The organism is Nocardioides aquiterrae, from assembly GCF_039526625.1.
Lineage (GTDB): Bacteria > Actinomycetota > Actinomycetes > Propionibacteriales > Nocardioidaceae > Nocardioides > Nocardioides aquiterrae.
Genome location: NZ_BAAAJE010000015.1, coordinates 86695 through 110446 on the forward strand (window position 1 = coordinate 86695; position 23752 = coordinate 110446).

A 23752-nucleotide genomic window follows, 5' to 3' on the forward strand; every position below is an offset into this window, starting at 1 on the left:
CAGGCTAGGAGGCCGGATGACCACCGACATCCCGTGTCGACGGGATGTCCGTGGCCCGCGCAGCTGCTCGACGGGTTGCCGGAACGCCTTCCGGCGCCATCCCGGATTCGCGGGATGCCGGCGACCGGGCTGACGGGCGAGGCTGGTCCGATGACGAGTTCGACGACCGATCACGACGAGTGGGTGTTGCAGCTCGACCAGCTGTCCAAGGAGCGCCGGGGCCAGTACGTCACGATCGAGATCCTCCACCCGGCGTACGGTGACGAGCCGCAGGCCGAGCGCCTGCCGTTCGCCTACGCGGTGTACGACCCGAAGGACGACGTGGTGGTCATCGCCGTCGGAGGCAACACACCCGAGTACCCGGTGCTGCTCCGCCACATGATCTGGCACCCCACCGAGGTGGACGTCGACGTCGACAACGGCGCCCTGAAGGTCGTGGAGAAGGACGGCACGACGACCATCACGAGCTTCCATTCACCGCCCGAGCGGGCCTGACGGTCGCGGTTACCGGGCCAGCGTCGAGGACGGTGGTTCGCCGAACGCCGCCCGATAGGCAGCCGCGAGTCGTCCCATGTGCAGCATGCCCCACCGGGAGGCCACCGCCTGGACCGTGGTGCTCCCAGGGCGGGCGTCCCGGAGGACGGCGTGGACCCGGCGCAGGCGCACGTCCCTCAGGTAGCGCATGGGCGGTTGGCCGACGTCTCGCTTGAACCCTTCCTGGAGGGCCCGGACGCTGAGGTGCGCCTCTCGGGCGAGCGTGGTGCTGGACCACGGTTCGTTCGCGCGTTCGTTGATGAGATCCACGACCCGGGCGATGATCGCAGTGGTACCGGGCCGTGCTGGACCTTCGACGTCCTCGAGGTAGTTGTGGGGCTGGCCGAGCAGCAAGCCGTCGAGCAGCAGGCTCTGCACGTGGGAGGCGGTGTACGGGTGGAGGAGGAGGCCCGGGCCGTCGCCGAGCTCGCGGGCCAGCAGTCGCAGCGTGTCCGAGCAGGAGCGTCCGATCGATCCCCGCAGATCCATGGCGAAGTCGAAGCGCAGCGGACGCACCATCGAACGCCCGACCAGCTCCTCGAGCTGGGTCTCCAGGATCCCCGGGGGGATCATGAGGCACACCTGGAGACAGCTGTCGCTCCAGCGCATCCGCGCCGGCTCGCCCGGGGAGAAGACGGCGCCCTCGTCCCACGGAGCGGCGACGACGGAGTCTCTGCCGGCGCTCATCTCCGCGCGCCCGGCCACGGGGACGTCGACGTGGAAGTTGCTGGCGTCGTCGGTCACCACCCGGACCTCCTGCCCGTAGCCCAGGAGGCCCACCGTGAGCTGGCCGACCGGCAGCACGGTCAGGGACATGTCCAGGCGGCTCGCGCGAGGAGAGACCTCGAGTCGGTTCGGTAGGTAGGCGTCACCCACCAGCGCCTCTGCTCGAGCGGGGTCGGTCACGCCGCGGACCGAGACCGGTCCGGGTGTGCCGGTGCCGGTGCCGGTGCTGGTGCCCGGCCCGCGATCAGGGTCGTGGATCTGTGCCACGGCTGGTCGCGATCATCGGGCGGGTGGCCCCTGGTCGGGGGCCTCCCCGCGCACGCCCCCGCGCGCCTGGAGCTCCCGGAGGGCCCGGTCGGCCACGTCGGCGTCCGCGAGGATGTCGTAGCGGGACGGCTGCATGACGGTGACCGTCGTGAAGTCACGACGTCCCTGCTGCATCGCGTAGACCACGATGTTCAGCAGCCCTCCGAGGACCGCGCCGAAGATCAGGCCGTAGAACGCGAGGAGAAGGCTGGAGGTGAGCGGGTCGACCCAGTCGAAGAGCCCGAACACCCAGCCGATCAGCGCGCCGGGGAGCGCGCCGGCGGCCGCCCCGTGCATCGCCGCGGTGGTGTAGGTGAGGCGGCCGGTCACCTGTTCGACCAGCTTCACGTCTTGCCCGACGATGGCCAACCGTTCGACCGGGAACTCCCGGTCGGCCAGGTGGTCGACCGCCGCCTCGGCCTCCGCGTAGCTGTCGTAGGAGGCGATCACCCGGCGGACGGGCTCGTGGTGCCGGAGACCTGGGGGCGTGCTGTTCGACTGGCTCATGGTTGTCTCCCATCTGGGGGAGCGTGACGGGTCATGCTCGTCCCCTTCTCCGGACGTCGTGCAACGAACCTGCCCATCGGAGGCGGGCCCTGTCATCCCGCGTTCGCGGGATCAGCCCGCGGCGCCGGAGGCCTCGCCCAGGGGTGGGGGCCCACCCGTTTTGCCAGGCCCGGCCTGGGTACCGAAAGGGAGGACGTGACCGTGCGGAGTACGGGGTGCGGGTCTCGGCCTTCAGGCGGTCCGGGGGAGTGGACCCGAGGAGGCAACGATGGTTGCTGGGACGCACCTGGCCGCGCTGTGCTCCACTCCGGGTGAGCGGAACCGCCTCGAACTCGCCTTTCGTCAGGAGGGGCTCTGGCGGGGAGACGGGTACCTGTGCCTGGCGGACCACCGCGAGCCCGCGCGGGTGCCGCGTCCCAGGGCGAGCCCGTGGATCTCCCGGGCCCGGTCCGGCTCCGACGTCCGTCTCGCTTCGGACGCCTGCCTGCACGCCGGTCTGTTCTCGGCGGATCGAATGACGGACGTTCTCGTCGAAAGTGCTGGTCGTGCAGTGGAGGCGGGGTGCCTGCGCCTGCGCGTGCTGGTGGAGATGGGCTGGCTGCACCAGCCGCCCGGGACGGCGAACGACCTCGGGCGCTACGAGTCGGCCGTGGATCGCGTGGTGAGCCGGGAGCCGGCGGTGGTCCTGTGCGTGTACGACCTGCACTGCTTGGACGTGCAGATGATGACGACGGTGCTGACGACCCACCAGACGGTGTTCCTCGACGGCACCGTGCTGGTGAATCCGCACTACCGGGCAGGTACGGGTTCCCGCGCGGCCACCGAGAGCGGCGGGGCACGGCCCAGCCCGGCAGGCGCCCGGAGCCGGCGGACGGCATCTTCGCCCGCGGACGGCCGGTGGGACTCCTTGACCCGGTCGGAGCTCCGGATCGTGGCTTACGTGGTGGCCGGGCTGACGAACCGGGAGATGGCCGCGGCGCTGGTGGTCTCACGCCACACCGTCGACGCCCACCTGAAGCACATCTTCGTGAAGCTCGACATCCACACCCGCGTCGAGCTCACGGTGCTCGCCCTCCAGCAACCTGTCGACTGACCGCGGGGCCTGAGCTGTGGGTATCGACCTCGGTACGACCAGCTCCGTGATCGCGGCGATCGAACGTGGCTCACCCGCTCTCTCCGCCCTGACCTCGATCGCGCCGGTACGTGTAGGCGGCCGCCCGGACCCTCTCGTCGGTCTCCAGACCCGCCCCGAGAGCGCCGCCCAGCGTTGCCAACGAGCCGGTGAGCCAGGCCAGCTTCACGTAGTCGCCGACCCGGGCAGCGTGCCCGATGGCCTGCTCGAGCAGCTGTGCCGGCACCAGGACCGGTGCGGTCAGCAGCGCGAGCAGGACGAGTGCTGCGTAGAGGGAGAGCACCCCCAGCACGACGGTCGCCGTGGTGGCGAGGTTGAAGAGCGTCACCTGCTTGCGGACTCCCGGATGCGACGTGTGTTCCCACAGCCCGGCTCCGGCGATCAACGCGATGGCGATCGCTACCACCGCTCCGACGCCGATCGCCGAGAGCCTGGTCCAGTCGAGCGCGTTGCCCAGCTGCCAGATGTCGGGGGTGACGAGAGCGAACACGCCTGTCGCCAAGGCGGCGGTCAGCGCGCGCGAGAGTCCGATGGCGAGCCGCCATGGCTGGTTGGCCCGGATCATTCCGATCAACAGTCGCAGGTTCCCGCTGAGAACCCTCGCGGTGAACATCACGCTGTCGTCGCCCACCGACTGCTGGCTCCTGCCGAGCTCGCGGGCGCGGCGCCCGAGACCTCCACCACGGCTCGAGAGGGCGTGGTCCTCCGAGTCCCCGAGCAGGGTGCGCACCAGGCCGACGACCGTGTCCCGGGTGCGACGCCGCAGGCCGAGGGCGCCGAGCGCCGGGAGGCACACGACAGCCACGCCGTGCAGGGGGCTCGCGTGCGCCACGACCGGTCGCCGGCGAGCCTTCAGCGGCAGGTCGGTGAGGCAGACGACCAGGTCCCAGTCCTCCGCCAGGAGCCGATCCCTCGCCGCGGCGACGAGTGCGGCGTCGTCGGTCGGTGGGTGCACGAGTGCGTCGACCACCGTCGGCAGCCGCCACCGAACCGTCGGCAGGTGCCGACTCAGCTCGGCGTGCAGGTCGTCGGCGAGGGTGGTGGCGATCTCGGTCGCGGCGCCCGGCGCCGAGACCAGCCCGATCGCCACCTCGCCCGTGCTCATGGGGAGACGGCAGGGCCGCGCCGATGGTCTCGACGTTCCTGCGTCATGGTGCGAGGCCCCTTCCTCCGTCCGCCCCTCCGTCCATCCCCGCGGCGGTGGCGGCGTTCCGTCCACGTCCCCACCCCGCCTCGTGCCTCGTGACCCGGGGTGAGTTGCACCGTCCAGCGATGGGGACCCTGCCCGCATCCCGTGTTCCCGGGATGCGGGGCGCTCCAGGAGGAGGTGACGCTGAGAAACGAAGCGCGGGCTGACCCGCAGAGTCGCCGAGGCGGATCGCATCCGTGGATCCCGACCCGAGGACCTGAGTGACTTCGATGGCTGCAGGGAGATGACAGATGTCGGTGATGGGCGTGCCCAAGTTCGAGCGCTTCTTCCGGCTCGCTGCCGGGTTGGACGTGGACAAGGAAGACCTGAAGAGGTACAGCGACTTCGTCGGCGAGAAGCTGTACGACCTGCTGGTCGTCGCCCAGGCCAACGCTCAGGCCAACGGCAGGGACGTCATCCAGCCGAGTGATCTACCGGTCACGAAGGGGCTGCAGGAGCGCATCCACGAGTTCCGGAGGCTGGACGAGGAGGTCGACCTGCAACCGATCCTGGTGCAGCTCGCGACGTGGCCCCCTCTGGACGTCACCGTGAGCGAGGAGACGGAGTCCCGGCTGCCCGCCGTCGTGGGAGGGCTCAGCGTCGCACTTGCGCGCACCTTCCGGATCCTCGATCCGGACCTGAAGAACCCGCAGACGACGCAGTGGGATCGCTCGTCGGATCTGATGAGCCTGCTGCTCTGAGCGTCCGACGGTGGGGGAGCGGTCCTAGACGAGACGGTTGAGCGTGTCTGACGGAGACTCACCGAAGGCGCTGCGATAGGCCGCGGCGAAGCGACCCATGTGCAGGATCCCCAGGCTGACGGCGACGGCACGCACCGTGGTGGCATCGCGGTCGGCCTGCTTGAGCATCTGGTGTGCGCGGCGCAGCCGGATCTGGCGCAGGTACATCATCGGCGGTGTGCCGAGGTCCCGGCGGAACCCGGCTTGCAGCGCCCGGGGACTCAGGTGTACCTCGGCGGCCAGACGCGACGTCGTCCACGGCTCGGACGGTCGCTCCTCGAGGAGCTCGACCGCCCTGGTGATCGCCGGGTTCGGCGCGGCCGGGCCGACGCGGGTCACGGCGCCGCTGTAGCTGTGCCGCTGACCGAGCAGCAGGCCGTCCATCACCAGGCCCTCGAGGTGTCTGCCCAGATGCGGGTTCCGCCCGATGTCCGTGGGGTGGTCGAGCTCGGCCACGAGCAGGTCCAGCACGACCCGCCAGCGTTGCCCCAGAGGACTGTGCAGATCGGCGGCGAAGTCGAACGAGAGTCGCTCTCGGAGGGGCCGGCCGAGCAGCCGCTCGAGCTCGGCCTCCAGGCAGGCCTTCGGGATCATCAGGCAGAGCTGCTCACAGTCGGTCGACCACGAGATCTCGGCGGGCTCTCCGGGCGAGAAGACGAGTCCCTCTCCCGGTCCCGTAGCCACCGGCTCACCGGATCCGCTCCTCGATGCGGCCCGGCCGCGCAGCGTGATGTTGACGTGGAAGTTCTCGGCATCGGCCGTGCGGAGGTCGACACGACGGCCGTAGGTCAGCCGGCTGGCTGTGAGAGCCCCCAGGCGCAGGCCGCTCACCTCCATCCGCAGGGGCGCAGCGCTCCCGGAGAGGTCGAGCCGGTGGGGGAGATAGAGCTGGGTGATGATCTGCTCCGCCTCGTCGCGGTCGCCGCTCACGAGCCGCGTACACGGCGTCTCCCACGGCTCGCCCTCGTCCTGGCTGGCTCCGCGGCCACCGGCGGCAGCGGCAGTCATGTCCCTCTCCCTGCGTCGTCCCGAGTCACGGCATGGGCGGGCGGCCAGGGTCGGCGTAGCCACCGCGGCCTTCGTCCGAGCTCCCCCGCAGGGGTGATCCGGAGGCCAGCTTCCGGAGACGATGCTAGGGAGTTCGAACGCGTCCCCTGAGCCGCACAGCGCACCGCGCTAGCCGGATTGCGCACGATCGCGCCCACCCGGCATCACGGGCCGACCGCGCAGCGTGCAGGAGCCTCCGAGGTAGGGCCGCGTAGTGTCCCTCACCATGAAGGAGCGAGAGCTCGAGGCCAGAGTCATGCGGTTCCTCCGCGAGATCGGCATCAGCCACGCGGGTAAGGCGCGCACGGTGAGCTTCGACCTCACCCGCGGGCTGGTCGTCATCGACACCGACGAGACCACCTATGCCGCACCTGCCGCAGGGCTGTGGGCTGACTACGCGGACAACGTGGCGCGCATCAGACCCCGGCACCCCCCGCTGATCACCTACCCCGACGGACCCCCCGGGTCGAGTGCCCGCGCCACGGCGCGACCTTCCTCCTAGTGCATCCGGTGGCCGGACGCCGGCATCGCCCTCGCGAGCAGTTCGTCGGCGTCGGCCCGTCGACGAGCAGTCCACGACGTGGGGCGGGCGGCCTCGGAGGCCCGGTGCGGCGACCCGTCCGCCATCGGCAGGATGGCCGATAGCGGGCGGGACGCCCTTTGCGCCCGCGCGGGTCCCGACCTACGGTGTACGACCAGACGGGCAGAGCGGCCGTCCCGGCCGCCGGCCCGGGAAGCCGTCAGCCGGTAGCCGAAGCGAGGCTCCCATTGTTGAGCGCAACCAGGTCGCTGCACGCCGAGATGGCGCTGGTCGCGACACAGGCGGGCAGCGTCCCGCAGCGCGCGGACGCACTGCTGGCGTGCCTGCGTGAGGTGGTTCCGTACACCGCTGCCTGGATCGGGGTGCGGGACCCGGAGACGCGCGTCCATCGTCGGGTCGGCAGCGACGGCGACACCGCCTCGTTGGTCCGCTACTTCGCGCACCCGTACGCCGACGACGAGCTCGAGCAGCTCGGGCTGAACCGGTACCGGCACCCGGTGCCGGCATCGGCACTCCCCGTCCCGCTTCCGGAGACGGTCGCCTGGGGGGAGTACCTGCTCCCTGCCGGCTTCCACGACGGCGTGGCCATGGGGCTGTTCGCCGACGACGGACGTCACCTGGGCCTCCTGACCGTGCTCACCACCGACCCCGCCCAGCGGACCGCGTCGTACGTCGGTCTTCTCGCCGGTCTCCGGCCGATCATCGCCGTGGCCCTGGACCGGCTGCCGTCCTTTGCCGAGGCGGCCGAGCTGACCGGCGACGCGATCGGCGGAACCGTGATCACCCGGGCCGGCCATGGCCTGCCCGTGCCCGGTCTGCCCACCCACCCACTGCTGGCCGAGGGGTCTGCGGCGTTGGTCGTGGCGCGTCGGCATGCGTGCGCTCCGGGGTCGGCCTCGGCCTTCCTGGCCGTGTGGGCGGGGACCCTGCTGCGGGTCGGTGTGCTGGACTGCCGAGACGAGACGGCCGACCACCTCTGCGCGCTCGCGCTCGTCCGCCCCGCGGGTGGGGCAGCGGACCTGGCGCGGTCGGACGTGCGGCTGCTCGGCGCGCTGGTCGAGGGCTGGGACGACGACCGGATCCGGGCCGCTCTGGGCCTGTCCGATCCCGCTCGCTCCGCCGAGGACCTGGCCCGTCGCCTCGCGCTGCGGTCGACGGCAGCTCTGGTGCAGCATGCGGCCCGTGAGGGCCTTTACCTGCCCCCGGCTCTGTGGGACTGAGCTCCCTCGCCGGGTGCGCCCCGGGCGGTGGTCGAGGGGTCAGCGCCGCGACCGCGGTCGCGGCGGCGGGGGCACGTGGCAACCCTCCCGCTCGGCCCGGACCGCGGCGAGCGTCCGCGTCGGCACGTCCATCTTGTGCAGGATGTGCTCCACGTGGGCGGCCACGGTCCGCAGGGCGATGGTGAGCCGTCGGGCGATCTGCTGGTTCGACCGGCCTTCCACCAGCAGTCCGAGCACTTCCAGCTCGCGCGGCGTCAGGCCTCGGCAGTCCGCCTCGGGCGTCACCAGGACCGTGCCCAGCACGAAGGCCGGCACGTCGGTCGCTGTCAGCACCGTCAGGCGCGCGTGACCGGTCGTGCCCGAGTCGCCGTCCGCCGGCCACAGGAAGGATCGGTACTCCTGGCCGGCAACGAGCGTCCGTCGAGCGATCTCGACCGCCAGGGAGTCCGCGGCCAGCAGCGGATGGTCGTCGAGCCCGGGGAGGGTGTAGCTGGTGCCGTCGCGGAGCAGGACCACCCCCGAGGTCGCCCCCTGCACCAGACGCGCGGTGGCCAGCATCGAGCGCATCGGTGAGATACCGCGCGCGATCAGCGGCGCGAGCTGGCCGAGACGGTCGCGCAGCGCACCGGACGGTGGCTCTCCGCTGGCGAACAGCAGGCTGAGCATGCCCAGGTACGGTCCCCGGGGCTCGAGGATCGGCACGCCCAGGCCTTCTCGGAACCCGGTCGGGATGAGGCAGTCCGCCCACGTGGGGAGCTCCTCCATCGGGACCGGGAGCTCCGTCACGCTGACCGGGGGCCGGTTCCGGTGGAGGCCGGCCAGCTGGGTCTCGCGGGCCACGGCCTGACGGCCCAGGTAGTCGAGGACGGGCTGTTCGAGCCCGGTGCTCCCCACGGTCGCGTAGACCTTGGAACCGGGATCGGAGAGCGTGAGCCAGATGGCGTCGGCGGCGAGCCAGCCGTCCAGGGTCTCCACGAGGCCTCGAGCCCGCTCCAGCAACGGAACCGCGGAAGCGGCGATCTCGAGCAGCTGGGCGACGGGCGGATCCGTGCGCATGACGTCCCTCCTTCGGCGATCCGCGGCCGGGTGTGTGGACCCTGTCGTCGGCCGTGGCTGGTCGAGACCGTGGCGCGAGGCTGCGGTACCCAGAGCGGCGACCCGCAAGCGGTGTGACTCGCCGACGCTGCCCACCGGGCGGAATCGGCATGTCTGCCGATACCGCCCGGCGGTGTGCGCCCGTGTAATGGCAGAGCGCCGCTCGGGCGGGCGGTGGACGACTTCGACGACGAGGAGGCAGCATGAAGGCAGTGGTGTACGACGGCCCGCGGCAGGTCAGCGTCAAGGACGTGCCGGACGCGCGGATCGAGCGGCCGACCGACGTTCTGGTGCAGATCACGTCGACCAACATCTGCGGCTCGGACCTCCACATGTACGAAGGCAGGACCGACTTCGAGCCAGGTCGCTGGTTCGGGCACGAGAACCTGGGACGCGTGGTCGAGGTCGGCAACGGCGTCGACAAGGTGCAGGTGGGGGAGTACGTCGTCCTGCCGTTCAACGTCGCCTGTGGGCACTGCAAGAACTGCGAACGGGGCCTGACCAACTACTGCCTGACCGCCCAGCCGGTGCCCAACTGGGCCGGCGCGGCGTACGGCTTCGCCGACATGGGCCCGTGGGCCGGGGGACAGGCGGAGCTGCTCCGAGTGCCGTGGGGCGACTTCAACTGCCTGCGCCTGGGTGAGGACGCCGAGGAGAAGCAGACCGACTACGTGATGCTCGCCGACATCTTCCCGACCGGGTACCACGCCACCGAGATGGCCGGCGTGAAGCCCGGTGACCAGACGGTCATCTACGGCGCCGGCCCGGTTGGGCTGATGGCGGCCTACTCCGCGGTGATCAAGGGCGCGGGCCGGGTGATGGTGGTCGACCGGCACCCCGACCGGCTGCGGCTGGCCGAGGAGATCGGCGCCATCGCGATCGACGACTCCAAGGTCGACCCGGTCGAGGCGGTCAACGAGATGACCATGGGCTTGGGGGCCGACAACGGCTGCGAGTGCGTGGGGTACCAGGCGCACGACACCCAGGGCCACGAGCACCCCAACGAGACGCTCAACAAGCTGGTCAAGTCGGTGCGGTTCACCGGACAGATCGGCGTGGTCGGCGTCTTCGTCCCGCAGGATCCGGGTTCGCCGGACCAGCTGTACAAGGAGGGGGTCGTCGCCTTCGACTACGGAGAGCACTGGTTCCGGGGCCAGAAGATGGGCACCGGGCAGTGTCCGGTCAAGAAGTACAACCGCGCGCTGCGCGACCTCGTCGCCGGCGGCAAGGCCAAGCCGTCCTGGATCGTCAGCCACGAGCTGCCGCTGGACCAGGCCGCCGAGGGCTACGAGCACTTCGACAACCGCGACGACGGCTGGACGAAGGTCGTCCTGCACCCCGACATGGCAGGGGCAGGTGCCTGACATGGCCGGCGAGCTGAGCGGACGCCGGGTCGCGATCCTGGCCGCCGACGGAGTGGAGCGGGTGGAGCTCGAGCAGCCCCGCCAGGCGCTGGACGAAGCCGGCGCACAGACCACGTTGCTGTCGATCAAGACCGGTGAGATCGCCGCGCGCCAGTTCGACCTGGAGGACGCCGGAACCTTCCCCGTCGACGGCCTCGTCGGCGACGTCTCGCCCGACGACTTCGACGCGCTGCTGCTGCCCGGCGGGACGGTGAACCCGGACAAGCTGCGGATGGAGCCCACCGCGGTCCAGTTCGTCCGGGACTTCGTGCAGTCGGGCAAGCCGGTCGCCTCGATCTGTCACGGTCCGTGGAACTTCGTCGAGGCCGACGTCGCCCGTGGCCGCCGGCTGACGTCGTGGCCCAGCGTGCGCACCGACCTGCGCAACGCCGGCGCGGAGGTCGTCGACGAGGAGGTGGTCACCGACGGCAACATCACGACGAGCAGGTCGCCGGACGACCTCCCGGCGTTCTGCGAACGCATCGTGCAGGAGTTCGCAGCGGCCCGGTAGGCCGCCGACACCGGAGGAGGGCCGACCGCCTCCGTCGGCGGATGTCGGCGCGCCACCGCTCGCCGACATCCGCCGAACCGCAGACCGAAGGGGAGCACTCTCGATGACGGACGCGACCGCTGAGTTCTTCGATGGGCTGAGTCGGCGGGGGCACGAGCCGATGCTGATCAGGCTCCGGGCGACGCTGCGCTGGGACATCCTCCACAGCGACCGGACCGAGCACCGGCTGGTCAGGATCGACCACGGCGACATCCGGGTGTCACTGAGCGACGAGCCCGCCGACTGCGTCATCACCGCTGCGCACGCCGTGTGCGACGACGTCGTCCGCGGCCGGACCAGTGCGCTGGCTGCGCTGCTGCGCGGCGCGGCGACGGTCGAGGGCGACCCGGAGCTGATGGTGCTGGCGCAGCGGCTGTTCCCCCGGCAGCGGGCTGCCGCGGTCGGACGCAACCACCTCCCCGAAGGGCGCGGACCAGATGGCTGAGGAGCGCGTCCAGATCCTCGACGGCAACACCTTCGTGGTCAGCGACGCGCAGGGTGACATCCAGGCCACTGCTTCCGATCCGTCCGGACTGTTCGCGCTCGACACACGGTTCCTGTCCCGCTGGGTGCTGACGGTGAACGGCGAGCGGCTCACCGCTCTGTCCACCGACGACCTCCACTACTTCGAGACACGGTTCTTCCTGGTGCCGGGTTCGGACACCGTCTACACCGACGCGAAGATCACGGTGATCCGTCAGCGCGCGGTCACCGCCGGCTTCCGGGAGCAGCTCACGGTCCTCAACCACGACGTGGAGCCGGCCGAGCTGACCGTCCGGGTCGAGGCTGCCGCCGACTTCGCGGACCTGTTCGAGGTCAAGGACGCCTTGGAGAAGAAGGGGACGCACTCGGTCGACGCCATCGGGGGAGAGCTGGTGATGACCTACGCGCGCGAGAGCTTCCGCCGAAGCACCACCGTCTCCTCGACCCAACCGGCCGAGGTGGACGACAGGGGCCTCCAGTTCTCCTTCGTGGTGGGGCCGCACGGCTCCTGGTCCACCGACCTCGACGTCCGGGTGGCGACCGTCGGTCCTGGGGGGCGTCCGCTCATGTCCCGGGCGCCGGCCGACGATGCAGGACGAGCGGCGCTGGCGGACCTGGAGGAATGGATCGCCGACGCGCCGCGCCTCACCTGCGACTGGGACTCGCTCGCCGCGACGTACCGGCGCAGCCTGGTCGACCTGGGGGCCCTGCGGTTCTCGCCGCTGATCGCGAACGCGCAGGGTCTTCCGGCAGCGGGACTGCCCTGGTTCATGACGCTGTTCGGCCGGGACAGCATCCTCACCAGCCTGCAGGCGCTCCCGTTCAACCCGGGGCTCGCGGCGACGACGTTGCGGGTCCTGGGCGACTGGCAGGGGAACCGGGTGGACGACTTCCGCGACGAGGATCCCGGCCGCATCCTGCACGAGGTGCGCTACGGCGAGCTGACCGCGTTCCAGGAGCGGCCGCACTCGCCGTACTACGGCAGCGTCGACGCCACGCCCTTGTACGTCGTCCTGATGGACGAGTACGAACGATGGACCGGCGACGCCGACCTCGTGCGCGAGTTCGAGATGGAGTCGCGTGCCGCCCTGCGGTGGATCGACGACTACGCCGACCTGCAGGACAACGGCTACGTCTCCTACCGCACACGGAACGAGGAGACCGGCCTGGAGAACCAGTGCTGGAAGGACTCGTGGGACTCGATCTGCTACCGCGACGGCCGGCTGCCGGGGTTCCCAAGGGCGACGTGCGAGCTGCAGGGCTACGCCTACGACGCCAAGCTGCGAGGGGCTCGCCTTGCTCGGCTGTTCTGGAACGACGCCGCCTACGCCGACGAGCTCGAGCGGCAGGCAGCCGACCTGAAGACCCGGTTCAACCGGGACTTCTGGGTCGAGGACGGGCAGTACTACGCGTTGGCGCTCGACGCCGACGGGAGCCAGGTGGACGCCCTGTCCTCCAACATCGGTCACCTGCTCTGGAGCGGCATCGTCGACACCGACAGGGCGCCGGCGATCGCCGAGCACCTCCTCGGGCCACGTCTCTTCTCCGGGTGGGGCATACGTACGCTGGCCGAGGGTGAGGCGAGGTACAACCCGATCGGCTACCACGTGGGCACCATCTGGCCCTTCGACAACTCGTTCGCCGCCTGGGGCCTGCGCCGCTACGGGTTCAAGTCCGAGGCCGCACGGGTCGCCGCCGGCATCCTGGACGCGGCGGACTTCTACCACGGCCGGCTGCCGGAGGCGTTCGGCGGCTACGACCGCACCCAGACCCGGTACCCGGTCCGGTACCCCACGGCCTGCAGTCCGCAGGCGTGGTCGACCGGTGCGCCGCTGCTCCTCCTGCGGACGATGCTGGGCCTCGAGCCCATGGGTGACCACCTGATCGTCGACCCCGCGCTTCCCGTCGGCATCGGCCGGATCGAGCTGCTCGACATTCCCGGCCGCTGGGGCCGCATCGACGCCTTCGGGCGCGGCCTGGTCGACGTCGACAGGGGCGGGCAGCTGCGGCCCCAGCTCGGCGACGCCAGCTCCTCGCCCCATCGTGGATAGGCCGCCGCACGGAGATCGGGCACCGCGCAGCGGCTCATGGGGACTGGTGGAGGGACGCGCTCGGCTGCTTCACGGCCGGCGTCGCGATCGCCGCTGGGCGGGGCGGCGGGTAGCGCGGCGCCCGGCCGGACAGGAGCTCCTCGTAGAGCCGGACGTGCGCGGCGACCATCCGGTCGCTGCTGAAGCGGCTGGCGGCGACGGCACGACAGGTCGCGCGGTCGAGCTCTGCCGCGTCCATGAGCGCCGCGGCCAGCTCGGGGACGTCCGTGCGCAGATAGCCGGTGACGCCGTCGTCGACGAGCTCGGGCGCCGAGCCCACCGGGGTGGCGACGACGGGGGTGCCGGTGGCGAGCGCCTCGATCATCACCAGGCCGAACGGCTCGGCCCACTGCATGGGGTTCACCAAGGCGACGGAGTCGCCGACGAGCTCCAGCTTCTCGGCGTGGTCGAGCTCGCCGAGGAACTCGACCTCGGAGCACAGCAGCGGCTTGACCTCCGCGTCGAAGTAGTCGCGCTCGGCCGGCTCGCGGAGCTTGGCGGCCATCCGGAGCGGGATGCCCGCGCCTCGGGCGACCAGCACGGCTTCCCGGGGACCCTTCTCCGGGGACATGCGGCCCAGGAAGCTCGCATACCCTCCGGTCCCGCGGCCCTCGGGCACGGAGCTCACGTCCAGGCCGTGGTGGATCACACCGGCCACGGTGACGCCGTCCGCGGTGGCCGCCTGGTGGTGCGAGATGGCCACGAGGGCAACCCCTCGCATCGCGCGGTACACGGGCCCGAGAATCGCGTCGAAGGGGCCGTGGGCGGTGGTCACCACGGGCATGGACACCGGAGGGTGCCCGTAGAGGGGACCGACCAGGGTGTGGTCGTGCACGACGTCCACGTCGGCCAGGGCGGCGTAGCTGGTGATGACGTGGCGCAGGTCGGCGGTCGTGGCGGCACACACCGGTGCCGAGTCGCCGGCCTCGTCGGTGCCGGCGACCCGCGGCACCGGGCACGTGCTGTTCGCTGCCGCGGCGAGCAGCACGTCGTGACCGGCGCGAGCCAGCCCGCGGGCCAAGCGGTCGATCACGGACTCGGTGCCGCCGTAGGCGGGAGGAGGCACGGGGATCCCCGGCGGGGCGATGAGGCCGATGCGCATGAGGTTCCTCCTCGGGAGACCCGCGGCCGTCGCCGCGACGGAACGAGTGGGCCCATGGCAGCAGGTCGGCTCCCGGTCCTGCTATCGGCAGATCGACCCAGAACGGCCCGCGAGCCGGGCCCGAGCCCGCTATGGGCAGTTCTGCCGATAGCAGGACCCGGGCCCGGTCGGTGCAATGGAGGTTCAACCACCGGACACCGCGCGCCACAACGGCGATCACCCCGATGAGCCGATCACCGGCTCCTGTGCCGTGCACCGCGCGCCCGGCTGGTCCGTACCGAGCGAACGGAGAGCTTCATGGGCAGGGCTGTCGGCATCGACCTGGGAACGACGAACTCGGTGATCGCGGCGATGGAGGGCGGTCAGCCCGAGGTCGTCCCCAACGCTGAGGGAAACCGGACCACCCCCTCCGTCGTCGCCTTCCTGGAGAACGGCGAGCGGCTGGTGGGCCAGATGGCCCGGCGCCAGGCGATCCTGAACCCCAAGGGCACGATCTACTCGGCCAAGCGGTTCATCGGGCGGAAGTACGACGAGGTGCAGAGCGAGCTCCAAGCGGTCTCGTACGACGTCGTGGCCGGACCGGACGGGGCAGTCCGCTTCTCGGTCCACGGGAAGCTCTACGCCCCGGAGGAGATCTCTGCCCAGATCCTGCGCAAGCTGGCCGACGACGCCGGCCGGACGCTCGGCGAACGGGTGACCGAAGCGGTCATCACCGTGCCGGCTCACTTCAACGACGCCCAACGGCAGGCCACCAAGGATGCGGGCAGGATCGCCGGCCTCGAGGTGCTCCGGATCATCAACGAGCCCACGGCCGCTGCCCTCGCGTACGGGATGGACCGGCTCGAGAACGAGACCATCCTCGTCTTCGACCTCGGCGGCGGCACGTTCGACGTCAGCGTCCTGACCGTCGGGGAGGGCGTCGTGGAGGTGCGGTCCACGGCAGGCGACACCCACCTCGGTGGCGACGACTTCGACCGGCGCATCGTCGACCACCTCGCCGACGAGTTCAAGAAGGAGAACGGCATCGACCTGCGGCAGGACCCGCAAGCCCTGCAGCGCCTGTTCGAGGCCGCCGAGAAGGCCAAGGTGGAGCTGTCGTCCGTCACGCAGACGTCGGTGAACCTCCCGTTCGTGACCGCCGACGCCTCCGGCCCCAAGCACCTCAACGTCAACCTGATGCGTTCCACGTTCGAGCAGCTCACCGCAGACCTCGTCGAACGTTGCCTGGGTCCGGTGAAGCAGGCCATGGGCGACGCGAAGGTCACCGAGGACGACATCGACGAGGTCATCCTCGTCGGTGGCTCGACGCGCATCCCTGCGGTGCAGAGCCTGGTGCGCCGCTTGACCGGCGGCAAGGAACCCAACATGACCGTCAACCCGGACGAGGTGGTCGCCCTCGGCGCCGCTGTCCAGGCGGCGATCATCAAGGGGGACGTGCAGGACGTCCTGCTCCTGGACGTCACCCCGCTGTCGCTGGGTCTGGAGACGCAGGGCGGGGTGATGACCAAGGTCATCGAGCGCAACACCACGATCCCGGCGCGGCGCACCGAGGTCTTCAGCACCGCTGAGGACAACCAGGGGGCCGTGGACGTGGTGGTCCTCCAGGGCGAGCGGGAGCGCGCGAGCGACAACCGGGCGCTCGCCCGGTTCCGGCTGGAGAACATCCGGCCCGCGCCGCGGGGCGAGCCCCAGATCGAGGTGACCTTCGACATCGACGCCAACGGCATCCTGCACGTGTCGGCCAAGGACAAGGACACCGGTGCCGAGCAGGAGGTCACCATCAGCGAGACCTCGACCCTCTCCCAGGAGGAGGTCGACCGCATGGTCTCGGACGCCGAGACGCACCGGAGCGAGGACGCCCAGCTCCGGCAGCTCGTCGACGCCCGCAACGAGCTCGACTCCGTGACCTACCAGGTGCAGCGCCAGCTCGAGCAGGCCGGGGACGCCGTCGCCGAGCACGACCGCGCCCGGGCCGAGATGCTGATCAGCGAAGCGCGCACGGCCCTCGACGAGCAGGCACCCATCGACCGCCTGCGGTCCCTCACCGGCGAGCTGCACCAGATGGCCCAGGTCCTCAGCACGTCGGCCCGCGGTGGAGCCGACGGATCCACGGGCCAACAGGCCGGATCCTCGGGGCAGGCCGCAGGGGCCGACGACTCCGACGACGTCATCGACGCCGACTTCACGACACGCTGACCGCCACCGTCATGTCCGAACCACGCGACCACGAGCCCGAGTCCAGCGGCGAGGACGTCGTGGACAGCGCTGCCGACACCGAGAAGCGGATCGCCGAGCTCGAGGACTCCTGGCGCCGGACCGCCGCGGAGCTGGACAACTTCCGCAAGCGGTGCGCCCAGGACGTGATCCGCGCCCGCGAGCAGGAGCGGGCGTCGGTGGCCGGCCGCTGGCTGCCGGTCCTCGACAACCTCGAGCGTGCCCTCGAGCACGCGTCCTCGGCGCCCGACCAGATCGTCGAGGGCGTGCGTGCGGTGCACCAACAGGCACTCTCCGTCCTGGCGGACCTGGGCTACCCCCGCCGCGACGACGAGACCGGCAAGGCCTTCGACCCGGCCCACCACGAAGCCGTCAGCACCGTCACCGCCGACGATCTCGTCCCCGGCACCGTCGCCCACGTCGTCCGTCCCGGATACGGACCCGACGACGGGATCCTCCGTCCGGCGTCCGTCGTCGTGGCGACCAGGACCGCGTGATGGCTCGGGACGCCTACGAGATCCTCGGGGTTTCCCGCGATGCCGACCAGTCGGAGATCCAGCGCGCCTACCGCAAGCGCGCCCGCAAGCTCCACCCCGACGTCAACAAGGATCCCGGAGCGGAGGAGAGCTTCAAGGAGCTCTCCGAGGCGTACGACGTGCTCTCCGACCCCGACCAGCGCAAGCGGTACGACGCGTTCGGGCCGGACTTCCGGCGCGTGGGTCCCGACGTCGACCCGGACGCCTACCGCCGCGCGCGGGAGTACGCCGGTGCCGGCGCCGGGCGGTCGAGCGGCTGGGGCGGGGCCGGTCCCGGGGGCGGGTTCCGGTACACGAGCTCCGGCGACGACGTGGACCTCGAGGACCTCCTCGGCGGCATCTTCGGTGCTCGCGGCCGCGGTCGGGGTGGCTGGGGACCGGTCTCCGGATCCGACCACGAGACGGAGGTGGAGGTGACCGTCGAGGAGGCCTACCGCGGAGCCCGACGAACCCTGACCGTCTCGGGGAGCGACGGGCCCCGCACCATCGACGTGACTATCCCGGCGGGCGTCGTGGACGGCCAGCGGATCCGCCTGCGCGGCCAGGGGGGTGAGGGATCCGGCGGCGGCGAGCCCGGCGACCTGTACCTCGTCGTCCGCATCGCACCCCACCCGCGCTATCGGCTCGAAGGCCGAGACGTGCACCTGCTGATGCCCCTGGCCCCCTGGGAGGCCACGCTCGGCTCGAGCGTCGACATCGAGACGCCCGGTGGTCCTGCCACCGTGACCGTACCGGCCGGCACGTCCAGCCACCGCCGGCTCCGGCTGAAGGGCCGGGGACTGCCGAACAGCCGGGGCACGCCCGGTGACCTGTACGCCGAAGCCCAGATCAAGGTGCCTGCCTCACCGTCGGTGGAGGAACGCGAGCTGCTGGAGCGGTGGCGCAAGGTTTCGACCGTCGACCTGAGGAGTCCACGATGACCGACACGACCACCGGCACGACCACCGGCACGACCAGCGGCACGCCGACCGGCACGAGGTGGCCGCTCGCGCGCCCGCACCGGCTGAGCCTGGACAGCTACGCCCGGATCACCGGCGTGCACCCCGACCTGGTCCGCCGCCTGGTCGCGCTCGGCCTGCTGGAGATCACGCGGGACGCCGAGGGCAACCTCTGGTTCGACCCGTCGCAGGTCCGGGAGATGGCGACGGTGCAGCGGCTGCACCTGCGGCTGAACCTCACGTACGCGTCGCTCGGGCTGGTGATGGACCTGCTGGCCCGCATCTCCGACCTGGAGAGATCCCAGCGACACCCACTCTCAGACAGGGGAGTCCGATGGACCTGAACCGACTCACGCAGAAGTCGCAGGAAGCACTGCACGACGCCCAGACCAAGGCGCTCCGGTTCGGCCACCAGGAGGTGGACGGCGAGCACCTGCTGCTGGCGCTGCTGGACCAGGCCGAGGGGCTGGTCCCACCGCTGCTGGGCCGGGCGGGCGCCGACGTCGATCGGCTGCGCGAGGACCTGGAGGCGGAGCTGTCCAGGCGCCCTCGGGTCACCGGCTCCGGCGCCGAGACCGGGAAGGTGTACGTCACCGCGAGGCTGAACCGGGTCCTCGAGGCGGCCGAGCAGGAGGCCCGCCGGCTGAAGGACGAGTACGTCTCCGTCGAGCACCTGGTGGCCGCGCTCCTCGACGAGGGGTCCGGCTCGGCGGCCGGCCGGATCCTCGCGCAGCACGGCGTGACCCGCGACTCCTTCCTGCAGACGCTGACCGAGGTGCGCGGCTCCCAGCGAGTCACGTCCGCGACGCCGGAAGGCACCTACGAGGCGCTCGCCAAGTACGGTCGGGACCTGGTCGCGGACGCGGCGGCCGGCCGGCTGGAGCCGGTGATCGGCCGGGACTCCGAGATCCGCCGCACCGTCCAGATCCTCTCGCGCAAGAGCAAGAACAACCCGGTCCTGATCGGGGAGCCCGGGGTGGGCAAGACGGCGATCGTGGAGGGCCTGGCGCAGCGGATCCATCACGGGGACGTGCCCGAGGGACTGCGTGACAAGACCGTCTTCGCCCTGGACATGGGTGCCCTCGTCGCGGGTGCGAAGTACCGCGGCGAGTTCGAGGAGCGGCTCAAGGCCGTCCTGAACGAGGTGCTGGCCGCCGAGGGCAGGATCCTGCTGTTCGTCGACGAGCTGCACACCGTCGTCGGGGCGGGCGCGTCGGAAGGCGCGATGGACGCGGGTCAGATGCTGAAGCCCATGCTCGCCCGGGGGGAGCTGCACATGATCGGGGCCACGACGCTCGACGAGTACCGCAGCCACATCGAGAAGGACGCGGCGCTCGAGCGGCGGTTCCAGCCGGTCGTGGTCGACGAGCCCAGCGTGGAGGACGCCTTGTCGATCCTCCGGGGTCTGCGCGAGCGGTTCGAGGTGTTCCACGGCGTCAAGATCCACGACGGTGCCCTGGTCGCCGCGGTCACGCTGAGCCACCGCTACATCTCGGACCGGTTCCTGCCCGACAAGGCCATCGACCTGGTCGACGAGGCCTGCGCGATGCTCCGGACCGAGATCGACTCGATGCCCGCCGAGCTCGACGAGCTCACCCGCCGGGTGACCCGTCTGGAGATCGAGGAGGCCGCGCTCGCCCAGGAGACCGACCAGCCCAGCAAGCGCCGCCTCGAGGAGCTGCGCAAGGAGCTGGCCGACCTCAAGGCCGAGGCCGATGCCCTGCGCGCCCAGTGGGAGGCGGAGCGCCAGGCGCTCCGCGAGGTCCAGGCCCTGCGTCAGGAGATCGAGCAGGTCCGGTCCGAGAGCGAGCGGGCCGAGCGGGAGTACGACCTGAACCGCGCCGCGAGCCTGCGGCACGGCCGGCTACCCGAGCTCGAACGACGTCTCGCGGCGGCCGAGGAGAGACTCGAGGCCAAGCAGGGCGCGCGGCGCCTGCTGCGCGAGGTCGTCACCGCCGACGAGATCGCCGACGTGGTGGCCCGGTGGACCGGCATCCCGGTGACCCGCCTCCAGGAGGGAGAGCGGCAGAAGATCCTCCGCCTCGACGACGTGCTCCACGAGCGGGTGATCGGTCAGGACGAGGCAGTTCGGCTGGTGACCGACGCCATCGTGCGAGCCAGGTCCGGCATCAAGGACCCGACGCGCCCGATCGGCTCCTTCGTCTTCCTCGGACCCACCGGCGTGGGGAAGACCGAGCTCGCCAAGGCGCTCGCGGAGGCGCTCTTCGACAGCGAGGAGAACATCGTCCGCATCGACATGAGCGAGTACCAGGAGCGGCACACGGTGAGCCGGCTGGTCGGAGCTCCGCCGGGCTACGTGGGGTTCGAGGAGGGCGGCCAGCTCACCGAGGCCGTCCGGCGCAAGCACTACTCGGTGGTCCTGCTCGACGAGATCGAGAAGGCCCATCCCGACGTGTTCAACACCCTGCTCCAGGTGCTCGACGACGGCCGACTCACCGACTCCCACGGCCGCACGGTCGACTTCCGCAACACCGTCATCATCATGACGTCCAACCTCGGGTCGGAGTACCTGCTCGACGGGGTCACGCCGGACGGGGAGGTGAAGTCCGACGCCCGTGCCCAGGTGATGGCGGCCCTGCGATCCCACTTCCGGCCGGAGTTCTTGAACCGGATCGACGAGATCGTGCTGTTCAAGCCGCTGACGTTCACCGAGATCGAGCGCATCGCCGATCTCCAGCTCGACGAGCTGCGAGAGCGGCTGGCGGCGCAGGGGATGACGCTGGAGGTCACGGAGGACGCCCGGCGGTTCCTGGCGGAGCAGGGCTTCGACCCGGCGTACGGCGCTCGTCCCCTGCGGAGGTTCATCGCCCGCGAGGTCGAGACGCGCGTCGCGCGCGCGCTGCTCGGCGGCGACCTGCCCGAGGGCTCGACCCTGGTGGTCGACGTCCACGACGGTGACCTCACGGTCCTGGTGAGCCCACCCGACGACCAGAGGAGAGCAGTGGCATGAGCACGACGACGAAAGGCCCGGCCACGGTCGTGGTGTGCCCCACGTGCAGCACGAAGAACCGAGTGCCCGCCGCCGCGGACGGCGCACCCCGGTGTGGCAACTGCGGGAGCCCGCTGCCGTGGGTGGTCGACACCTCCGACGCCGACTTCCCCGCCGTGGCCGACGACGCGACCGTCCCGGTGCTCGTGGACGTGTGGGCGCCGTGGTGCGGCCCCTGCCGCATGGTCAGTCCGGTGCTGGAACAGCTGGCGACGGAGTTCGCGGGCGCGCTGAAGCTGGTGAAGGTCAACGCGGACGAGGCGCCGGAGGTGAGCCGCCGGTTCGAGGTCCAGGCGATCCCGACGCTGGTCCTCTTGGACCACGGGAAGGTGGTGGACAAGCAGATCGGCGCCGCGCCCGCACCCTCGCTGCGGTCGTGGCTCACCGAGCACCTGCCCCCGGCCGAGGCGGCGCCCACCGGGGACGACCAGTCCACGCCGGAGGGCCGGCGATGACCATGTTCCCCGGCCGCGCCGTCCCGGACCCGCACCTGCCGATCATCCGGCCGGTCGGCCCGCCGAGGACGCCGGGCTGCGAGGAGTGCCTGCGCCTGGGCACGCCGTGGGTGCACCTGCGGCAGTGCCTCACCTGCGGTGTGGTCGGCTGTTGCGACTCCTCGCCGATGCGCCACGCGCGCGCTCACGCGGCCAGCACCGGTCACGTCATCGTGCGCTCCATCGAGCCGGGGGAGGACTGGAGGTGGTGCTATGCCGACGAGCAGTTCGTCTGAGCTCGAGCTGCCGGACCTGCCCGAGACCCCGGACACGGCCGGCGCCTACCCGCGGCTCACGGACGACCAGATCATGTTGCTCTCGCGGTACGCCGAGCGGAGGAGCCTGCCCCGGGGATCGACGCTGTTCTGCGAGGGTGATCGCGACTGCGGCGTGTTCGTCGTGCTGGACGGCCGGGTCGTGGTGCTGCAGGAGGACGGACCCGGGGTGGAGTCGCGGGTGATCGCCGTCCACGCCCGCGGTCGGTTCGTGGGCGACCTGTCGATGCTGACCGGCCAGGCCGTCTACGTCACCGCCGTCGCCCAGACCGACGTCGACGCTCTCGAGATCCCCTTCGACCGGCTCAAGGAGGCGGTCACCCGGGACCCGGTGCTGGGCGACCTGATCCTGCGGGCCTTCATCCTGCGCCGCAACCTCCACGCCCACCTCGGCGCGGGGCTTCAGATCATCGGGTCCCGCTACTCGCCCGACAGCCGCCGGCTGAGGGACTTCGCGAGCCGCAACCGGGTGCCGTACCGCTGGGAGGACGTGGAGGAGGATCCCGACGCCGAGTCGACCCTGCGGGCCTTCGACATCCCGCCTGAGCAGACCCCCGTCGTGATCTGGAAGGGACAGACCGTCCTGCGCAACCCGAGCAACACCGAGCTCGCGGAGCTCCTGGGACTGCGGGAGGACGCGCCGCCCCGCGACGCGCACGACGTGCTGGTGGTCGGCGCCGGTCCGGCCGGGTTGGCCGCCGCGGTGACCGCGGCGTGCGAAGGACTCTCCACGGTGGTGGTGGACGCGATGGCGACGGGAGGGCAGGCCGGCACCTCGTCCCAGATCGAGAACTACCTCGGGTTCCCGGCCGGGATCTCGGGTGCCGAGCTCGCCGACCGCGCCGTGGTCCAGGCCCGCAAGTTCGGCGCGATCTTCACGATCCCGGGGGAGGCCCGGTCCCTCGACCGCATCGACGGCCACTTCGTCGTCGGACTCGCCGACGGCGCCCAGGTGGAGGCGCACGCCGTGATCCTCGCGACCGGCGTGCGCTACCGGCGCCTCGACGTGCCCGGGATCGACCGGCTCGAAGGCCCCAGCGTGTACTACGCCGCCACCGAGTTCGAGGCGCGACTGTGCCGGGGCGACCCGGTCACCGTCGTGGGGGGCGGGAACTCCGCCGGCCAGGCGGCCCTGTTCCTGGCCAGGAACGCCGCCGGCGTCAACCTCGTGGTCCGGCACGGCGACCTGAACCGCGACATGTCCCGCTACCTCATCGACCGGATCGAGCAGGACCCGGCGATCACGGTCTGGCGCACCAGCGAGGTGGCGGAGCTGCTCGGGAGCGAGAAGCTGGAAGCCGTGACGATCCGCGACCTGGAGAACGACGATCGACACCAGGTCCCCACCACCGCGCTGTTCGTGCTGATCGGCGCGGAGCCCCACACCTCCTGGCTCGAGGGTCAGGTCCCGCTGGACGAGAAGGGCTACATCCTGACGGGCAGCGGCGAGAACGGCTCCGCGGCCGGCTTCGAGACCGCCGAGCCGGGCATTCTCGCGGTCGGTGACGTGCGCAGCGGCTCCATCAAGCGGGTCGCCTCCGCCGTCGGTGAGGGCGCCATCGCGGTCCGCCAGGCGTACGACCACCTCCGCAGGGCAGGCCGACGGTGAGGACCGGGCCT

General features: G+C 71.3%; 23 protein-coding genes. 17 read left to right on the forward strand and 6 right to left on the reverse strand.

Features of this window, described 5'->3' with window-relative positions; genetic code table 11:
• Positions 1-150 precede the first annotated feature (150 nt).
• On the forward strand, positions 151-495 hold the full coding sequence (locus ABD086_RS14665; protein ID WP_343908309.1) for a DUF5335 family protein: 345 nt from the start codon (positions 151-153) through the stop codon (positions 493-495).
• A gap of 9 nt (positions 496-504) precedes the next feature.
• On the opposite strand, the gene ABD086_RS14670 is transcribed toward ABD086_RS14665, so the two are convergent.
• Together ABD086_RS14670 and ABD086_RS14675 are read right to left on the reverse strand one after the other, a co-directional pair.
• Entirely contained in the window at positions 505-1527 is a 1023-nt protein-coding gene (locus ABD086_RS14670) for an AraC family transcriptional regulator (RefSeq protein WP_343908310.1), read from the reverse strand.
• 12 nt (positions 1528-1539) lie between these two features.
• Entirely contained in the window at positions 1540-2073 is a 534-nt protein-coding gene (locus tag ABD086_RS14675; protein WP_343908311.1) for a YflT domain-containing protein, read from the reverse strand.
• A 268-nt stretch (positions 2074-2341) separates the two neighbouring features.
• Between ABD086_RS14675 and ABD086_RS14680 the strand changes: the two genes are divergently transcribed.
• The gene (locus ABD086_RS14680) at positions 2342-3166 is read left to right on the forward strand and encodes an MEDS domain-containing protein (RefSeq protein ID WP_343908312.1); all 825 of its coding nucleotides are present in this window, start codon (positions 2342-2344) and stop codon (positions 3164-3166) included.
• A gap of 70 nt (positions 3167-3236) precedes the next feature.
• Here ABD086_RS14680 and ABD086_RS14685 read toward each other — a convergent pair whose 3' ends face one another.
• On the reverse strand, positions 3237-4310 hold the full coding sequence (locus ABD086_RS14685; RefSeq protein ID WP_343908313.1) for a hypothetical protein: 1074 nt from the start codon (positions 4308-4310) through the stop codon (positions 3237-3239).
• A gap of 344 nt (positions 4311-4654) precedes the next feature.
• Here ABD086_RS14685 and ABD086_RS14690 point away from each other — a divergent pair, with 344 nt between their 5' ends.
• The gene (locus tag ABD086_RS14690; protein ID WP_343908314.1) at positions 4655-5095 is read left to right on the forward strand and encodes a DUF1931 family protein; all 441 of its coding nucleotides are present in this window, start codon (positions 4655-4657) and stop codon (positions 5093-5095) included.
• Positions 5096-5119: 24 nt separating this feature from the next.
• Here the strand turns inward: ABD086_RS14690 and ABD086_RS14695 are convergent, their stop codons facing one another.
• Positions 5120-6142: an AraC family transcriptional regulator gene (locus ABD086_RS14695; RefSeq protein ID WP_343908315.1), complete on the reverse strand. Its 1023-nt coding sequence runs from the start codon at positions 6140-6142 to the stop codon at positions 5120-5122.
• Positions 6143-6407: 265 nt separating this feature from the next.
• On the opposite strand from ABD086_RS14695, the gene ABD086_RS14700 reads away from it, so the two are divergent.
• Together ABD086_RS14700 and ABD086_RS14705 are read left to right on the forward strand one after the other, a co-directional pair.
• Entirely contained in the window at positions 6408-6683 is a 276-nt protein-coding gene (locus tag ABD086_RS14700; RefSeq protein WP_343908316.1) for a hypothetical protein, read from the forward strand.
• Between the two features lie 269 nt (positions 6684-6952).
• Positions 6953-7942 (forward strand): hypothetical protein, encoded by a 990-nt coding sequence (locus ABD086_RS14705; protein WP_343908317.1) that lies wholly within the window; start codon positions 6953-6955, stop codon positions 7940-7942.
• A gap of 39 nt (positions 7943-7981) precedes the next feature.
• Here ABD086_RS14705 and ABD086_RS14710 read toward each other — a convergent pair whose 3' ends face one another.
• Complete coding sequence (locus ABD086_RS14710; protein ID WP_343908318.1) at positions 7982-8998, reverse strand: helix-turn-helix transcriptional regulator; 1017 nt, start codon at positions 8996-8998, stop codon at positions 7982-7984.
• Between the two features lie 242 nt (positions 8999-9240).
• Here ABD086_RS14710 and ABD086_RS14715 point away from each other — a divergent pair, with 242 nt between their 5' ends.
• The 4 genes from ABD086_RS14715 to ABD086_RS14730 all read left to right on the forward strand — a co-directional run bounded on the left by ABD086_RS14715 (position 9241) and on the right by ABD086_RS14730 (position 13524).
• Positions 9241-10401, forward strand: a complete 1161-nt coding sequence (locus tag ABD086_RS14715; protein ID WP_343908319.1) for a glutathione-independent formaldehyde dehydrogenase — start codon at positions 9241-9243, stop codon at positions 10399-10401.
• Position 10402: 1 nt separating this feature from the next.
• Positions 10403-10951 (forward strand): type 1 glutamine amidotransferase domain-containing protein, encoded by a 549-nt coding sequence (locus tag ABD086_RS14720; protein ID WP_343908320.1) that lies wholly within the window; start codon positions 10403-10405, stop codon positions 10949-10951.
• 103 nt (positions 10952-11054) lie between these two features.
• Entirely contained in the window at positions 11055-11435 is a 381-nt protein-coding gene (locus tag ABD086_RS14725; RefSeq protein ID WP_343908321.1) for an SCP2 sterol-binding domain-containing protein, read from the forward strand.
• Complete coding sequence (locus ABD086_RS14730; protein WP_343908322.1) at positions 11428-13524, forward strand: amylo-alpha-1,6-glucosidase; 2097 nt, start codon at positions 11428-11430, stop codon at positions 13522-13524. The genes ABD086_RS14725 and ABD086_RS14730 overlap by 8 nt, the downstream gene beginning before the upstream one ends.
• Positions 13525-13558: 34 nt before the next feature.
• Here the strand turns inward: ABD086_RS14730 and ABD086_RS14735 are convergent, their stop codons facing one another.
• Complete coding sequence (locus ABD086_RS14735; RefSeq protein ID WP_343908323.1) at positions 13559-14665, reverse strand: glycosyltransferase family 4 protein; 1107 nt, start codon at positions 14663-14665, stop codon at positions 13559-13561.
• A 297-nt stretch (positions 14666-14962) separates the two neighbouring features.
• Between ABD086_RS14735 and dnaK the strand changes: the two genes are divergently transcribed.
• Genes dnaK through ABD086_RS14775 form a run of 8 tightly spaced genes read left to right on the forward strand, consistent with a single transcriptional unit; the run spans position 14963 to position 23741 of the window.
• A complete protein-coding gene (gene dnaK, locus ABD086_RS14740; RefSeq protein ID WP_343908324.1) occupies positions 14963-16861 on the forward strand; it encodes a molecular chaperone DnaK in 1899 nt (632 codons plus the stop codon).
• A gap of 11 nt (positions 16862-16872) precedes the next feature.
• Positions 16873-17376, forward strand: a complete 504-nt coding sequence (locus ABD086_RS14745; protein WP_343908325.1) for a nucleotide exchange factor GrpE — start codon at positions 16873-16875, stop codon at positions 17374-17376.
• Positions 17376-18335, forward strand: coding sequence for a DnaJ C-terminal domain-containing protein (locus ABD086_RS14750; protein WP_343908326.1), 960 nt, complete (start codon positions 17376-17378; stop codon positions 18333-18335). The genes ABD086_RS14745 and ABD086_RS14750 overlap by 1 nt, the downstream gene beginning before the upstream one ends.
• Entirely contained in the window at positions 18332-18697 is a 366-nt protein-coding gene (locus tag ABD086_RS14755; protein ID WP_343908327.1) for a chaperone modulator CbpM, read from the forward strand. The genes ABD086_RS14750 and ABD086_RS14755 overlap by 4 nt, the downstream gene beginning before the upstream one ends.
• The gene (gene clpB / locus ABD086_RS14760; protein ID WP_343908328.1) at positions 18688-21324 is read left to right on the forward strand and encodes an ATP-dependent chaperone ClpB; all 2637 of its coding nucleotides are present in this window, start codon (positions 18688-18690) and stop codon (positions 21322-21324) included. The genes ABD086_RS14755 and clpB overlap by 10 nt, the downstream gene beginning before the upstream one ends.
• The gene (trxA, locus tag ABD086_RS14765) at positions 21321-21818 is read left to right on the forward strand and encodes a thioredoxin (RefSeq protein ID WP_343908329.1); all 498 of its coding nucleotides are present in this window, start codon (positions 21321-21323) and stop codon (positions 21816-21818) included. Before clpB ends, trxA begins: the two co-directional genes overlap by 4 nt.
• The gene (locus ABD086_RS14770) at positions 21815-22093 is read left to right on the forward strand and encodes a UBP-type zinc finger domain-containing protein (protein WP_343908330.1); all 279 of its coding nucleotides are present in this window, start codon (positions 21815-21817) and stop codon (positions 22091-22093) included. The genes trxA and ABD086_RS14770 overlap by 4 nt, the downstream gene beginning before the upstream one ends.
• A complete protein-coding gene (locus ABD086_RS14775) occupies positions 22071-23741 on the forward strand; it encodes an FAD-dependent oxidoreductase (RefSeq protein ID WP_343908331.1) in 1671 nt (556 codons plus the stop codon). Before ABD086_RS14770 ends, ABD086_RS14775 begins: the two co-directional genes overlap by 23 nt.
• The last annotated feature ends 11 nt before the right edge of the window (positions 23742-23752 follow it).

Coding starts and splice junctions, on each gene's coding strand:
- ABD086_RS14750 (WP_343908326.1), top strand. CDS start 17,376: ATGGCTCGGGACGCCTACGAGATCCTCGGGGTTTCCCGCGATGCCGAC.
- ABD086_RS14685 (WP_343908313.1), bottom strand. CDS start 4,310: ATGAGCACGGGCGAGGTGGCGATCGGGCTGGTCTCGGCGCCGGGCGCC.
- ABD086_RS14720 (WP_343908320.1), top strand. CDS start 10,403: ATGGCCGGCGAGCTGAGCGGACGCCGGGTCGCGATCCTGGCCGCCGAC.
- ABD086_RS14715 (WP_343908319.1), top strand. CDS start 9,241: ATGAAGGCAGTGGTGTACGACGGCCCGCGGCAGGTCAGCGTCAAGGAC.
- trxA (WP_343908329.1), top strand. CDS start 21,321: ATGAGCACGACGACGAAAGGCCCGGCCACGGTCGTGGTGTGCCCCACG.
- ABD086_RS14775 (WP_343908331.1), top strand. CDS start 22,071: ATGCCGACGAGCAGTTCGTCTGAGCTCGAGCTGCCGGACCTGCCCGAG.
- ABD086_RS14770 (WP_343908330.1), top strand. CDS start 21,815: ATGACCATGTTCCCCGGCCGCGCCGTCCCGGACCCGCACCTGCCGATC.
- ABD086_RS14730 (WP_343908322.1), top strand. CDS start 11,428: ATGGCTGAGGAGCGCGTCCAGATCCTCGACGGCAACACCTTCGTGGTC.
- dnaK (WP_343908324.1), top strand. CDS start 14,963: ATGGGCAGGGCTGTCGGCATCGACCTGGGAACGACGAACTCGGTGATC.
- ABD086_RS14755 (WP_343908327.1), top strand. CDS start 18,332: ATGACCGACACGACCACCGGCACGACCACCGGCACGACCAGCGGCACG.
- clpB (WP_343908328.1), top strand. CDS start 18,688: ATGGACCTGAACCGACTCACGCAGAAGTCGCAGGAAGCACTGCACGAC.
- ABD086_RS14680 (WP_343908312.1), top strand. CDS start 2,342: ATGGTTGCTGGGACGCACCTGGCCGCGCTGTGCTCCACTCCGGGTGAG.
- ABD086_RS14695 (WP_343908315.1), bottom strand. CDS start 6,142: ATGACTGCCGCTGCCGCCGGTGGCCGCGGAGCCAGCCAGGACGAGGGC.
- ABD086_RS14710 (WP_343908318.1), bottom strand. CDS start 8,998: ATGCGCACGGATCCGCCCGTCGCCCAGCTGCTCGAGATCGCCGCTTCC.
- ABD086_RS14675 (WP_343908311.1), bottom strand. CDS start 2,073: ATGAGCCAGTCGAACAGCACGCCCCCAGGTCTCCGGCACCACGAGCCC.
- ABD086_RS14725 (WP_343908321.1), top strand. CDS start 11,055: ATGACGGACGCGACCGCTGAGTTCTTCGATGGGCTGAGTCGGCGGGGG.
- ABD086_RS14665 (WP_343908309.1), top strand. CDS start 151: ATGACGAGTTCGACGACCGATCACGACGAGTGGGTGTTGCAGCTCGAC.
- ABD086_RS14690 (WP_343908314.1), top strand. CDS start 4,655: ATGGGCGTGCCCAAGTTCGAGCGCTTCTTCCGGCTCGCTGCCGGGTTG.
- ABD086_RS14745 (WP_343908325.1), top strand. CDS start 16,873: ATGTCCGAACCACGCGACCACGAGCCCGAGTCCAGCGGCGAGGACGTC.
- ABD086_RS14700 (WP_343908316.1), top strand. CDS start 6,408: ATGAAGGAGCGAGAGCTCGAGGCCAGAGTCATGCGGTTCCTCCGCGAG.
- ABD086_RS14735 (WP_343908323.1), bottom strand. CDS start 14,665: ATGCGCATCGGCCTCATCGCCCCGCCGGGGATCCCCGTGCCTCCTCCC.